Origin of the sequence: Onishia niordana (assembly GCF_004798965.1) — a bacterium.
Taxonomy (GTDB): domain Bacteria; phylum Pseudomonadota; class Gammaproteobacteria; order Pseudomonadales; family Halomonadaceae; genus Onishia; species Onishia niordana.
Genome location: NZ_SDSD01000001.1, coordinates 462,448 through 474,900, shown reverse-complemented (window position 1 = coordinate 474,900; position 12,453 = coordinate 462,448). Strand labels below are relative to the sequence as shown.

The window sequence follows — 12,453 nt, the reverse complement described above, 5'->3', positions numbered from 1 at the left end:
CATCTGGAGCTCGGATGTGAATGCGCTATCGCTGATGTCGTGGCTGACCTCGGTGATCAGCCAGGTCATCGCGTCGACCTCACGCTTTCAACCGCTGATGAGCATCGGGCTCTCGGGCTAGAACTTGGGGCGGCAGTCGGCGAGATCTAAGTAAAGGACGAGCCGCCGCGATGTAGGCGCAGGCATTCGCTCTGCGCGGCGGCGAAAGCGTAGGCCTTAGTGGCTTAAGTGGGGCAGCTCGACGCCGAACGTGCCCTAGATCCCCGCCCACCAGTTATAGCCGCGATCCTCCCAATAGCCACCGCGGCCGCGGCCGATATTCGCGAAGCTCTCGACCAGTTCGATGCGCATGATGTACTTGGCCATCTTGTAGCCGAGCTGGCGTTCGGCGCGCAGTCGCAGCGGGGCGCCGTTGGCGATGGGCAGGTCGGCGTCGTTGAGGGCGTAGGCTAGCTGCGTCTGCGGATGATAGGCCTCGAGCATGTCCAGGCTCTCGTAATAGGCGTCGCCGCCGCGGTAGCGGTCGGCGCAGTGGAAGACGACGAAGCGCGCCTGGTCGCTAACCCCGACCCGATCCAGCAGGTCGCCGAGCACTACACCTTTCCACTGGCCGATGCAGCTCCAGCCCTCGACGCAGTCGTGGCGGGTGATCTGGGTGCGCGCCGGCATGGTCTTGAGCTCGTCCAGAGAGAAAGCCTGGGGCCGCTCGACTAGGCCGCCGATCTCGAGCCGCCAATCGCGAAAGCCGTTCTCGGCCAACTTGCGGTAGGCCGCTTCGTCGGGATTGGTGGTGCCGTTGGCACGAAAGGTGGAGGCGATATCGGCGGACGTGTACTCCCGGGCCAGCGACTGGCGCGAGGCCAGCAGGCGCTGCGCTTGCTGGGTCAGGGCGCTGCTGGTCTCGAACAGCTTGCCCATGGCGTCGCTGCGCGTCAGCGCGTCGCAGCCGGCGAGCAGGGTCGCGCCACCGGCCAGCAGGGAGCGAGTCAGGAAACGGCGGCGGCCGCTATCGGTTGGTTTAGTCATCGCGGGGCTCCTGCTGCGGGGGCAGCGCCGAGGAAGGGGCATGGGGTTGCGCAGGGGATAGCTCAGGGTGAAGCGCATAGCGTCCAGTGATCATCGAGCGCAGGTTGTTGAACACGCCGGAGACCAGCACCAGGGCGAGATGCACGAGGAAGAAGGCCAGCAGGCCGATGGCGCAGATGAAATGCAGGGTGCGCGCACTCTGACGACCACCGAAGACGTCCAGTAGCCAGGGCCAAGCGGCATCCATGGTCGGCGACATGGTCAGGCCGGTGAGCACCACCAGCGGCAGCAGGCCCAGCAGCACCAGCAGGTAGGTGAGCTTCTGCAGCAGGTTATAGTGACGGGCCTCTTCGCCGTGGTGAAAGCGTAGCCGGACATGGTCGCGGATCGTCTCGCCGAGATGGCGCCATTCGTCACGGCGGGGAAGAAGGCGTCGCTTAAGCTGCCCGCTGAACACCAGATAGAGCAGGTAGGCGGTGAGCATCGGCGCGAAGATCCAGCCGGCCAGGAAGTGCCACTGGCGCCCCTTGGCGAGCCAGCGGGGGCCGGGCAGGGTGGCCCAGGCGGGAAAGGCGCGACGCTCCAGGTCGTCGGACGGGCCGGAGATCCCCAGCACGCCGGTGGTATCGAAGCGGTAGCCGCCGATGCGGGTGATGCCTTGCCAGGCGCCGCTTGCGTCACGCTCGGCGCCGATCGACAGCGCCGGGCTGTCGAAGTGAGAATCCTTGCCCCAGTAGAGCGCGGGGTGGGCATTGAAGATCTGCAGGCCACTCATCAGCAGGATGATCAGGCAGGCGAAATTCACCCAGTGCCAGAGGCGGGTGAAGGCGCTATGCCGTTTGATGAGCGTCGGGGCCCCGTCTGGGCGGTCCGGATCCGGCCGAGCCTTGCCGAAGAGTGGCATGGGACACCCTCCTTGAAGTGGAGATCGAGGAAAACGCCGACCGGTGGGCATGGCGCCGGCACCGGTCGGCCAGACAAGTGGCGAGCATCACATCTTGTCGTCTTCCTCCATCATCTCGTCCTCGCCCATGGCGTCATGGTCCATGCTGTCCTCGCCCATGGCGTCATGCTCCATGCTGTCCTCGCCCATGGCGTCATGCTCCATGCTGTCCTCGCCCATGGCGTCATGCTCCATGCTGTCTCCTTCCATGGCGTCATGATCCATGCTGTTTTCGCCGGACATGGCATCGTGCTCCATGCTTTCGCCTTCCTGCATGCCCTCTTCATGGTGCTCGGCCAGGGCGGTCGTCGGCAGCAGCAGGGCGGTGCCCAGCAGGGCGGCGAACAGCACGGTCTTGGGGTGTTGCGATAGCTTGATCATCGTGAACCTCCAATCTTGTATGAGCGACCGACGATCATCTCGCCGGCCCTTATCAAGCTAGTTGGCGGGTGCTGGCAATTCATCACGAAATCATCACGTGACGATGAGGCGGTGTGACGTTTTCGTGATGCACGGCTCGTCCGGCGCCTCTAGAGTAGGGACATGAAAAGCCAGGAGTCAGGCGCGATGGCCTACCGGATCCTCTGTGTCGAGGACAACCCCGAGATCGGCAAACTGCTCAGCGAACAACTCATCAATGCGGGGCATGCCTGCGACTGGGTCACCGATGGCGAGGCGGCGCTAACCGCGCTCTACAGAGACACGACGGGGCCGCGCTACGATCTGGTGATGCTCGACCTGATGCTGCCGCGGATGGACGGTCTCGAGGTGTGTCGTCGCCTGCGGCGCCGCGATAGCCTGACCCCGGTGCTGATGGTCACCGCCAAGGCGGCGACGCGCGATGTGGTGGAGGGCCTCGAGATCGGCGCCGACGACTACGTCACCAAGCCGTTCCAGCTACCGATCCTGCTGGCCCGGGTGCAGGCGTTGCTGCGACGCGGCCAGCAGCGGGCGAGCGGCGATGACGACATCGGCGGTACCCCGCCGCTGGTGTGCGGCCCGCTGGTCATCGATACCGACCAGCATCGGGTCGAGCTCGATGGCGAGCCGGTGCAGCTCACCGGTAAGGAGTTCGCGCTGCTATCGCTGTTCGCCCGCCACCCGGGGCATAGCTTTTGCCGCGGCGAGTTGCTTGACCGCGTCTGGGGCGAGGAATTCAACGGTTATGACCACACCGTGAATACCCATATCAATCGCCTGCGCAACAAGATCGAGGCCGATCCGGCCCGGCCGCGTTTCATCGAGACGGTCTGGGGCGTGGGCTATCGCTTCACCTCGCGGTGTGATGCGGCGTCGCCCGATGCCGGCGTGGGAGGGGAAAGCCCATGAGGGAGCTACTGAGGCGCGGCGCGCGCCTGGGCCGTAGCCTCTATGCGCGGATTGCGCTGGGTTACCTGATCAGTCTGTTGCTGCTGTCGGTGGCCGCGGCCTGGATCGCCATCAGCCAGTTCAACCAGCTCGGTCGCGAGCTCCAGCAGCGTCAGGAGATTCACCTCGCCGACAACCTGGCCCAGGTCATGCGCCCGGCGCTACGGCAGGGGGCCGACAGCGAGGCCGCGCATGACATGGCCCGGCATATCGCCTCGATCAACCCCTCGTTGGCGCTGTATGTGCTCGACGATCGAGGGCGGGTGGTTGCGGACTACGCCGAGCCGGCCTGTCATCAGGAGCATCGGGTCTCGCCCCAGGCATTAGAGACCCTGCTCGGCGAGGATCCGATGCTGCCGGTGCTGGCGGTCTCTCCTTGCGGGGGCGAGCCTGGCGTGTTCTCGGTGGCGCGTATCAGCTATGGCCCGACGGGCGAGCCCGGCTATCTTTACGCCGATCTCACCAACGCCGGCCAGGCCTCGATGTTCGCCATGCTGCGCACCAGCTCCATTACTCGTACGCTGGTGGCCGCGGGCCTGATAGCGCTGCTGGTCTCCGGGATCTTCGGCCTGGTGTGGTTCGCGCTGCTGACCCGGCGTTTCACCCGCCTGACGACGGCAGTGCAGCGCCTCGCCGGCGGGGATTACAGCCAGCGCATCGAGGCGCCCAGTGATGACGAGCTGGGCCGCCTGGCGCGTGCCTTCAACGATATGGCCGGGACCATCGAGGCGCAGCTGGCGGCGATGCGCGAGACCGACCGCCAACGACGCGAGCTGATCGCCAACCTGACCCATGACTTTCGTACCCCGCTGACCTCCCTGCGAGGCTATACCGAACAGCTCCTGTCCGCCCCACAAGGCTCGGAGGAAGAGCGTCGCCAGGCGCTTTGCTCGATCCTCGACAATGCCGACCGACTGACCCGGCTGGCCCAGCAGCTGTCGACGCTGGCGAGGCTCGACGCTTACGACAAGCCCTTGCAGCGCGAGCCCTTCTCGCTGCCCGAGCTGGCTCATGACATCGCCGGCAAGTTCCGGCATCAGGCGGGCCAGGCCGAGGTCGCCCTGAGCGTGGCCTGCGACCCCGCGCTGCCTTGGGTCGACGCCGACCTGGGGCTGATCGACCGGGTATTATGCAACCTGATCGACAACGCACTGAATGCCACGCCAGCCGGCGGCTGGGTGCGGCTCGATGCCGAGGCGCGAGACGATGGCGTGCGGCTATCGGTCGTCGACAGCGGCGTTGGCATCGCCGCCGAGGAACTGCCGGTGATCACTCAGCGCTTCTACCGCACCCGTGACAGCATCGCCAAGGGCGAGGGGTCGGGGCTGGGTCTGTCGATCGTGCGCGAGATCTGCGAGCGGCACGGTACCCGGATCGAGGTCGACAGTCGTCAGGGGGAGGGCACGCGGGTGAGCCTGGTGCTGCCCTTCGCCTGATGTCGGCGGGCTTCATTACTCTGTCATGAGTGTCTGGCGAACTGGGTAGGGTCGCCCGTCGCCCCGAGATGAAAAATCCATGTTGCACTGCAACAACTGCTTTGCTATGTTGCATTGCAAGAGGGGCAGGAAGCCCCTCCTTTTGAAACCGTTCGCTAATGAGGTGAACCATGAGCAATACCAATTTCGATCAAGTCACTCAGCAGTTTGAATCCATGTTCTTCGGCCCGGCACGCGCCTACGCCGCCATGAGCATCGACTACACCGAAAAGCTGATGGCCGCCCAGTTCGATGCTGCCAAGGCCTATAGCGATCTTGGCCTCAACCAAGCGCGCGCTGCCTTGAACGTCAAGGATGCCGAAGGCCTGCGCAGCTATGTCGAAGGCCAGCAGAAAGTCGCTAAGGACGTTGGCGAGCGCGTCAAGGCCGATGCCGAGAAGGTTGTGGCCATGAATCAGGAAGTCGCCCAGCAGGCGCAGAAACTGACCGAAGAGAGCGTCTCCAGCGCTTCCAAGGCGGCAAGCTCCGCCACCTCGGCCAGCAAGCCGGCGTCCAAGTAACGCGATTGGGTCGATGATCGGCGGGGCGTTTCCCTGCCGATAAGCAAGATGAAGATATACGCCGCTACCCCTTGGGGTGGCGGCGTTTTGCGTTTAGCACGACGCTGGTGCCAGAGTCATTGCGCCCCTGTGCCCAGCGCCTGGTCGTGCATGTAGCGCAGGAGCGCCTTAGCCTCGGGAGCGGCGCTGTCGCCAAGCCCGGCCGCCACCCCGGCCTGGTCGGCGGCGCTGCGCTGCTGACCAAGTTTTGCCTTGCCCTGGAGCGAGGCGATGGGCACCCGGAAACCGACGATGCCGGCCAGCAGCCGGTCACGGAAGGCGTCATCCAGCATCACCTTGTCGTCGACAAGGCCGGGTTCGAAGTGAGCCAGGCTGCGCTCGATCAGCGCGGCGGTGGCGGCCCCGTCGAGTCGCTCGAAGCGCCCTTCGGCGTGCACGGCGGCGTAGTTCCAGGTCGGCACGGCTGGGCGAGTGGCGTACCAGCTGGGCGACACATAGGCATGTGGGCCGCTGAAGATCGCCAGTACTCGACGACCCTCCAGCGCCTGCCAGTGCGGGTTGGCTCGGGCGAGGTGGCCGTAGAGGGTGCCGAACTCGCCTTCGTCTCGGTTCAGCAGCAACGGCAGGTGGGTTGCCTGCAGGTCGTCGCCGATCAGCACACCGAAGGGCTGCGTCTCGATCAAGGCCTGGGCCTGGGGCGTGGTCATTCGCAGCGCGGGGGGGACGTACATCGAGCGTCTCCTCGTCGTGATGGGACTTAGCCGTGTCGTTAGCTGGCCGCCAGCGCCGCCTCGGTCAGCTCGCCGAGGGGGCGGCGCTGGCGGCCGCAGGCATCGAAGTTGTCGGGGGCGAGCCAGCGCGCGAAGGCACGCTCCAGCGCCGGCCAGTCGCCGTCGAGCACCGAAAACCAGGCCGTGTCGCGGTTGCGGCCCTGCACCACCCGGTGCTGGCGGAAGACCCCCTCGAAGCGAAAGCCCAGCCGTTCGGCGGCGCGCCGCGACGGCGCATTGAGGGCATCACACTTCCATTCGTAGCGCCGATAGCCCAGGGCGAAGGCGTGGCCCATCATCAGCACCATAGCCTCGGTAGCGGCAGCGGTGCGCGCGAGGCGTGGCGAGAAGTTCAGGTGGCCGACCTCAATGCTGCCGTGCTCGGGCACGATATTCAGGTAGGCGGCGATGCCCTGCGCCTGGCCGCAGGCGGCGTCGACGATGGCGTAGAAACGCGGATCGGCGCTTGCCGCCTGCTCGGCCAGCCAGGCGTGACAGCCGGGGCGGTCGTCGAAGGGCCGCCCGCCCAGATAGGTCCAGCGCGCCGCCGGGGCATCGTTCGGCTGGGACTCAGGGGGCGCATCGGGAGATTGCCAGGCCGTGAACAAGTCGTTGGCGTGGCGGTCGGCATCGAGGGGCTCGACGCGAACCCTCTGGCCTGTCAGCGCGACGGGTCTGGGCCTTTTGGCACCCTGCCAGCCCGGCACGGGCCGGCCCACCGGCTGGTTATAGGCATTGGTGGTCGTCATACGTTGCCCCTCTCTTTAAGTGCCATCTCCAGGTGCCATATTAAGTGCCATCTCAGCGAGCCGTGCTGGTCGGGAGGGAGAGGCTGTAGTGATCGAAGGCGTCGTCGCGGCGCCAGCCCATTGATGCGTAGAGCGCCTTGGCGCTGTGGTTCTCCACCTGGGTTTGCAGTCGTAGCTGTGCGATACCGTGAGACTCGGCCAGTTCGCGGGCGGCGTTCATCAGGGCCTTGGCGACACCCTGGCGGCGCGCCTCGGGCGTCACGTAAATATCGCCGAGGATCCAGCGTGGGGCCAATTGCACCGTCGACAGGGTCGGGTAGAGCTGCACGAAGCCCCGCAGCGTGCCGTCGGGGCCGGCCTCCACCAGTAGATACGAGTCGCCGAGCGCCAGGCGGCGCGACGCGAAGTCGGTGGCGGCGGCGAGGTCAGCCGCCTTGCCGTAGAAGCGACGGTAGCCGTCGAGCAGCTCACCAAGGGCAGAAAGGTCATCGTGGGTCGCGGGGCGCACGGGCATAGCGATTCTCCTCAGCTTGAGGGTTGAGGTTGAGGGGTGACCGAATGCCAGTCTGGGGGCATAGTGGTTCCAGAATAAGAACCGGTTTTGAGGGAAATCATGGAACCGCTTTCATCGCAGGCTGCGCTGGACTGGGTTATCGACGCCCTCGCCATGGAGCTCACCGACCCCGCATCGGGGCCGCTCAGCCGGCGGCTCTATCTTGGGCTGCGCGAGCGCATTCAGGCGGGACGGCTGGCCCCGGGGAGTCGACTGCCGTCCTCCCGGCGCCTGGCCCGTGAGCTATGCCTAGGGCGCAATACCGTGCTGGCCGCTCTCGAGCAGTTGGTCGCCGAGGGCTTCCTGGAGACTCGCCCTGGTGCTGGGACCTTCGTTGCCGATCTGCCCCGGCTGGCCGGGGCGTCACTGGAATCAGGCACCCCATCAGAGCAGGCATCGATGCCCGCCAGTGCGGCCCCGAAGACAAGGGAGGTCTCGCTGTCGTCGCGGGGCACGCGGCTGCTTGGTTACAGCCCCGGTCCGAACGCGCGTCCCGGCGTCTTCACGCCCGGATTGCCGGCGCTGGATCGCTTCCCCCAGGCGCTATGGCAGCGGCTGATGAGGCGGCATCTGCATCGGGCGCCCACCGAATGGCTGGGCTATCAGGCCCAGGGTGGCGTGCCGGCGCTGCGCGAGGCGCTGTGTGACTATCTGCGGCTATCGCGCTCGGTGCGCTGTCGCCCGGAGCAGATCCTCATCGTCCAGGGTGCCCAGCAGGGGTTCGAGCTGATCGCGCGTCTGCTCACCGACCCCGGCGACCGGGCCTGGGTCGAGGAACCCGGCTACGGCGGCGCCAAGGCCTGCTTCGAGGCAGCCGGACTCGAGCTGCACGCGGTGCCGGTGGATGACGAGGGCCTGCGGGTGGTGGCGGATCTGCCCGCGCCGCGGCTGATCCAGGTCACGCCCTCGCATCAGTATCCCAGCGGGGTGACCATGACCCTGGGGCGGCGCCTGGCCCTGCTCGAGGCCGCCGAGCGGCATGGGGCCTGGATCGTCGAGGACGACTACGACAGCGAGTTTCGCTATGGCCAGCGGCCCATTGCCGCGCTCCAGGGCCTCGACGACGGCGGGCGGGTGCTCTATGTCGGCACCTTCAGCAAGGTGCTCTACCCGGGACTGCGGCTTGGCTATGTGGTGCTGCCCGAGGCGCTGGTGGACCCGTGTCGGCGGGCCAACGCCCGGCTCCATCGCGAGGGCCAGTACGTGGTGCAATCGGCGCTAGCCGAGTTCATCGCCGCTGGTCACTTCTCCCGCCATGTGCGGCGCATGCGCGACTGCTACCGTGAGCGCCAGGCCCGCCTGCGCGATGCCTTGGCGCCGGCGGTCAGTGCGGGGCTTAAGCTGTCGGAGGGGCAGGCCGGTATGCACCTGGTGGCCTGGCTCGATGATCACACCACCGAGGCGGCGCTGGTCGCCCGCGGGATTGAGCACGACATCGGGCTGTCGCCGCTGTCGACGTATTATCTGACGCCCCCCGGCCGCCCCGGTCTGGTGCTGGGCTACGCCGGGGCGAGCGAGGAAGAGATCGCTCGGGCTGGCGGCTGGCTGTGCCAGGAGTGGCTGGCCCTCAGGGCCGCCAGCGAGCCGGATGCTCGGGTTTGAGCACGCCGTCGTCGTCCCAGTCATTCCAGCCCGAGAACGCCAGTGGCTCCTCCTGGTCGAGTGCCTGCAGCCGGTTTGCCCAGCGCGCCTTGTCGGCTTCCAGTTGTTCCCGAAAGCGAGCCTCGGACTGGTAGCTGAGCCCGCCGCCCTGGATGCCGTAGCTGAGTTGGGGCGGCAGCACCTCGAGGCCAACGTAGTAGAGCGAGCAGTGGATGGGCCACATCAGCGTGGCTATGTCCCCGCCGCGGCCATCTCGCGAGAAAGCGGGCGCCGGGGAGCCGGTGGTCACCGAACACAGCACGCGCTTGCCGCGCAGCACGCCTCGATCATAGCGGCGGCTGCCGCTGTAGAGGCCGCCATAGACGAAGACACGATCGAACCAGCCCTTGAGCATCGCGGGTTGCGCATGCCACCACAGCGGGAATTGCAGGATTACCAGATCCGCCCGCTCGAGGCGGGCGATCTCGCCTTGCACGTCCTCGGGCAGGCCGCCGGATTCGACGGCATGGCGCTGCTCATCGAGAGGGGCGAAGTAGTTGCCATCACGCCGCGCGCGAAAGTGCGTGGGGCGTTCCACCGGATCGAAGCCCTCGGCGTAGAGGTCGGCGACCTCTACCCGGTGGCCGAGCCCTTCCAGAGTCTCGACGGCGATGTTGGTGAGGGCGGCATTGAAGGAGCGGGGCTCGGGGTGGCAGTGGACGATCAGTACCTGCATGACGTGTCTCCTGGGTGTCGTGAGGGGCAGGATCAGGCTAGTCTTTGCGCTGATGAAAGAATATTCCCCAAACACGGCAGTGGACTTTGCATGAATGAACAATCGATGCACTGGGAGGACCTGCGGGTCGTGCTGGCAATCAGCGAGGCCGGCTCGCTGTCGGGGGCAGCGCGCCGGCTGGGCCTGAGTCACGCCACGGTGTTTCGCCGCCTGGATGGCATCGAGCGGCGTCTGGGCGTGAGCCTCTTCGTGCGTGCCCGCCGCGGCTATACGCCGACCCCGGCCGGTGACGACATGGCGGCGACCGCCAAGCGCATCGAGGACGAGGTACTGGGGGCGGAGCGTCGCCTGATAGGACGTGACCTGGGCCTGTCGGGGACCCTGCGGGTGACCACCACCGACACCCTACTGATGGGGCTGCTGTCGCCGATCTTCGCCGACTTTCGTCGCCGGCATCCGCAGATCGTGCTGGAGGTCGCCGTCTCCAATCAGCTCTATAGCCTGACCCGGCGCGACGCCGATGTGGCGGTGCGCCCCTCCTCGACGCCGCCGGAGATGCTGGTCGGGCGGCGCATCGGGCAGATCGCCCAGGCCGTGTATGGCGCGCGCGACCGCCATGCCGAAGGGTGTATTGGGGCGGACCTGACCGATCTGGATTGGGTGGGACCGGATGCCCAGCTGGGCTATCCGGCGTTGGAGGCCTGGATGGAGAGCCAGTCGGTGGCGGCGCGTTGCCGCTATCGGCTCGACAGCATGCTGGGCATGCTCGGCGCGGTTCGCGAAGGGGCGGGAGTCGCGGTGCTGCCCTGCTATCTCGCCGATGCCGACCCGCGGCTGGTGAGGCTCGGTGAGCCGGTACCGCTGCTGGCCACCGACCTGTGGCTGTTGACGCATCCCGACCTGCGACGCGTGGCCCGGATTCGTGCCTTGCTGGATTTCATCGCCGAGGCGGTCAGGGAGCGGGAGGCCCTGTTGCGCGGGTAAGGCTAGTGCGCCTGGCCGGCGGCTAGCGCCCTAGTTTTGCCCGCCGTCCTGCGGCCCGGACAAGATGCCGGGCGCCCGTGAGATCTGGGCCTGCTCCTCAGCCGTAGACCCCCTGACTCTTCAGGTAGTCGTCGTAGCTGCCGCTGAAGTCGACGATCCGCTCACCGCTCATGTCGAGGATGCGGGTAGCAAGCGAAGACACGAACTCGCGGTCGTGGCTGACGAACACCAGGGTGCCCGGGTAGTGCTCCAGGGCCAGGTTGAGGGCCTCGATGGATTCCATGTCCAGGTGGTTGGTGGGCTCGTCCATCAGCAGCACATTGGGCTTCTGCAAGGCCAGCTTGCCGAACAGCATGCGACCCTGCTCGCCACCGGAGATCACCTTCACCGACTTGCCGATCTCGTCGTTGGAGAACAGCATGCGGCCAAGGGCCCCGCGGATCATCTGCTCGCCGCCGTCGGTCCACTGGGCCATCCACTCATAGAGGGTGGCCGGGTTGGCGAAGTCGTCGGCGTGATCCTGGGCGAAGTAGCCAAGCTCGGCGCTGTCGGTCCATTTGACTTCGCCTTCGTCCGGCGCCAGGTGGCCGCTCAAACAGCGCAGCAGGGTGGTCTTGCCGACCCCATTGGGGCCGATGATCGCCACGCGCTCGCCGGCCTCGATCTGCATGCCCAGGTTCTTGAACAGCGGGCCTTCGTCGAAGCCCTTGGCCAGCGATTCGACCTGCACCGCACCGCGGTGGATCTTCTTGTTCTGCTCAAAACGGATGAAGGGGCTAACGCGGCTCGAAGGCTTGACCTCCTCGAGCTGGATCTTGTCGATCTTGCGCTGGCGCGAGGTCGCCTGCTTGGCCTTGGAGGCGTTGGCCGAGAAGCGGCTGACGAAGGCCTGTAGGTCGGCGATCTCGGCCTTCTTCTTGGCATTATCGGCGTGCAGGCGTTCGCGAGCTTGCGTCGCCGCGGTCATGTAGTCGTCGTAGTTACCCGGGAACAGCTGGATCTCGCCGTAGTCGAGGTCGGCCATATGGGTGCAGACGCTGTTGAGGAAGTGGCGATCGTGGGAAATGATCACCATGGTGCTGCTGCGCGCGGTGAGCACGCCCTCGAGCCAGCGGATAGTGTTGATATCCAGATGGTTGGTGGGCTCGTCGAGCAGCAGCACATCGGGGTCGGCGAAGAGCGCCTGGGCCAGCAGCACACGAAGCTTCCAACCCGGCGAGACGGCACTCATCGGGCCGAAGTGTTGAGCCTCGGGAATGCCGAGCCCCAGCAGCAGCTCGCCGGCACGGGCCTCGGCGGTGTAGCCGTCGAGCTCGGCGAAGCGGGTCTCGAGATCGGCCACGCGCATGCCGTCCTCTTCGCTCATCTCCGGATTCGAGTAGATACGCTCGCGCTCGTCGGCGACCTCCCAAAGCTCGGTGTTGCCCATGATCACGGTGTCGATCACCCGGTGGTCTTCATAGGCGAACTGGTCCTGGCGCAGTTTGCCCAGGCGGGTGCCGGAATCGAGCATTACCTGCCCGCCGGACGGCTCGAGATCGCCACCGAGAATCTTCATGAAGGTCGACTTGCCGCAGCCGTTGGCGCCGATCAGTCCATAACGATTGCCGTTATTGAACTTGATCGAGACATCCTCGAACAGGGGCTTGGCCCCGAACTGCATGGTGATATTGGCGGTGGAGATCAAAAGGCGGTCCAATCGAAAGGGCTCAGCGTGGCCGAGCAAGTGGCAAAAGAGTGGGTGCGT

General features: G+C 66.3%; 13 protein-coding genes. 5 read left to right on the top strand and 8 right to left on the bottom strand.

Features of this window, described 5'->3' with window-relative positions; all coding sequences use genetic code 11:
* Positions 1 to 255 precede the first annotated feature (255 nt).
* From ETC27_RS02030 to ETC27_RS02020, 3 genes are all read right to left on the bottom strand, one after another.
* Positions 256 to 1,026: a molybdopterin-binding protein gene (locus ETC27_RS02030; protein ID WP_136253302.1), complete on the bottom strand. Its 771-nt coding sequence runs from the start codon at positions 1,024 to 1,026 to the stop codon at positions 256 to 258.
* Entirely contained in the window at positions 1,019 to 1,930 is a 912-nt protein-coding gene (locus tag ETC27_RS02025; RefSeq protein ID WP_136253301.1) for a cytochrome b/b6 domain-containing protein, read from the bottom strand. Before ETC27_RS02025 ends, ETC27_RS02030 begins: the two co-directional genes overlap by 8 nt.
* An 87-nt stretch (positions 1,931 to 2,017) precedes the next feature.
* Positions 2,018 to 2,350 carry a pentapeptide MXKDX repeat protein gene (locus ETC27_RS02020; RefSeq protein WP_136253300.1) on the bottom strand — a complete coding sequence of 111 codons (333 nt, stop codon included), beginning with the start codon at positions 2,348 to 2,350 and terminating at the stop codon, positions 2,018 to 2,020.
* Between the two features lie 162 nt (positions 2,351 to 2,512).
* On the opposite strand from ETC27_RS02020, the gene ETC27_RS02015 reads away from it, so the two are divergent.
* The 3 genes from ETC27_RS02015 (at position 2,513) to ETC27_RS02005 (ending at position 5,333) form a co-directional block, all read left to right on the top strand.
* Positions 2,513 to 3,298 (top strand): response regulator transcription factor, encoded by a 786-nt coding sequence (locus ETC27_RS02015; RefSeq protein ID WP_240724761.1) that lies wholly within the window; start codon positions 2,513 to 2,515, stop codon positions 3,296 to 3,298.
* The gene (locus ETC27_RS02010) at positions 3,295 to 4,773 is read left to right on the top strand and encodes a sensor histidine kinase (protein ID WP_136253299.1); all 1,479 of its coding nucleotides are present in this window, start codon (positions 3,295 to 3,297) and stop codon (positions 4,771 to 4,773) included. Before ETC27_RS02015 ends, ETC27_RS02010 begins: the two co-directional genes overlap by 4 nt.
* Before the next feature lie 170 nt (positions 4,774 to 4,943).
* Positions 4,944 to 5,333, top strand: a complete 390-nt coding sequence (locus ETC27_RS02005) for a phasin family protein (RefSeq protein ID WP_136253298.1) — start codon at positions 4,944 to 4,946, stop codon at positions 5,331 to 5,333.
* Positions 5,334 to 5,449: 116 nt separating this feature from the next.
* Here ETC27_RS02005 and ETC27_RS02000 read toward each other — a convergent pair whose 3' ends face one another.
* From ETC27_RS02000 to ETC27_RS01990, 3 genes are read right to left on the bottom strand one after another with little or no spacing between them, the layout of a single operon-like run.
* Positions 5,450 to 6,064 (bottom strand): FMN-binding negative transcriptional regulator, encoded by a 615-nt coding sequence (locus ETC27_RS02000; protein ID WP_136253297.1) that lies wholly within the window; start codon positions 6,062 to 6,064, stop codon positions 5,450 to 5,452.
* Between the two features lie 38 nt (positions 6,065 to 6,102).
* Complete coding sequence (locus ETC27_RS01995; protein WP_136253296.1) at positions 6,103 to 6,852, bottom strand: GNAT family N-acetyltransferase; 750 nt, start codon at positions 6,850 to 6,852, stop codon at positions 6,103 to 6,105.
* 52 nt (positions 6,853 to 6,904) lie between these two features.
* Positions 6,905 to 7,366 (bottom strand): GNAT family N-acetyltransferase, encoded by a 462-nt coding sequence (locus ETC27_RS01990; protein ID WP_136253295.1) that lies wholly within the window; start codon positions 7,364 to 7,366, stop codon positions 6,905 to 6,907.
* A 99-nt stretch (positions 7,367 to 7,465) separates the two neighbouring features.
* Between ETC27_RS01990 and pdxR the strand changes: the two genes are divergently transcribed.
* Positions 7,466 to 9,007 (top strand): MocR-like pyridoxine biosynthesis transcription factor PdxR, encoded by a 1,542-nt coding sequence (gene pdxR, locus ETC27_RS01985; RefSeq protein WP_136253294.1) that lies wholly within the window; start codon positions 7,466 to 7,468, stop codon positions 9,005 to 9,007.
* On the opposite strand, the gene ETC27_RS01980 is transcribed toward pdxR, so the two are convergent.
* A complete protein-coding gene (locus tag ETC27_RS01980; RefSeq protein ID WP_136253293.1) occupies positions 8,973 to 9,722 on the bottom strand; it encodes an NAD(P)H-dependent oxidoreductase in 750 nt (249 codons plus the stop codon). The two genes, pdxR and ETC27_RS01980, sit on opposite strands and share 35 nt — an antisense overlap.
* Positions 9,723 to 9,812: 90 nt before the next feature.
* Here ETC27_RS01980 and ETC27_RS01975 point away from each other — a divergent pair, with 90 nt between their 5' ends.
* On the top strand, positions 9,813 to 10,706 hold the full coding sequence (locus tag ETC27_RS01975) for a LysR family transcriptional regulator (protein ID WP_136253292.1): 894 nt from the start codon (positions 9,813 to 9,815) through the stop codon (positions 10,704 to 10,706).
* Positions 10,707 to 10,803: 97 nt separating this feature from the next.
* Here ETC27_RS01975 and ETC27_RS01970 read toward each other — a convergent pair whose 3' ends face one another.
* Positions 10,804 to 12,393: an ABC-F family ATPase gene (locus ETC27_RS01970; RefSeq protein ID WP_136253731.1), complete on the bottom strand. Its 1,590-nt coding sequence runs from the start codon at positions 12,391 to 12,393 to the stop codon at positions 10,804 to 10,806.
* Positions 12,394 to 12,453: the final 60 nt, after the last annotated feature.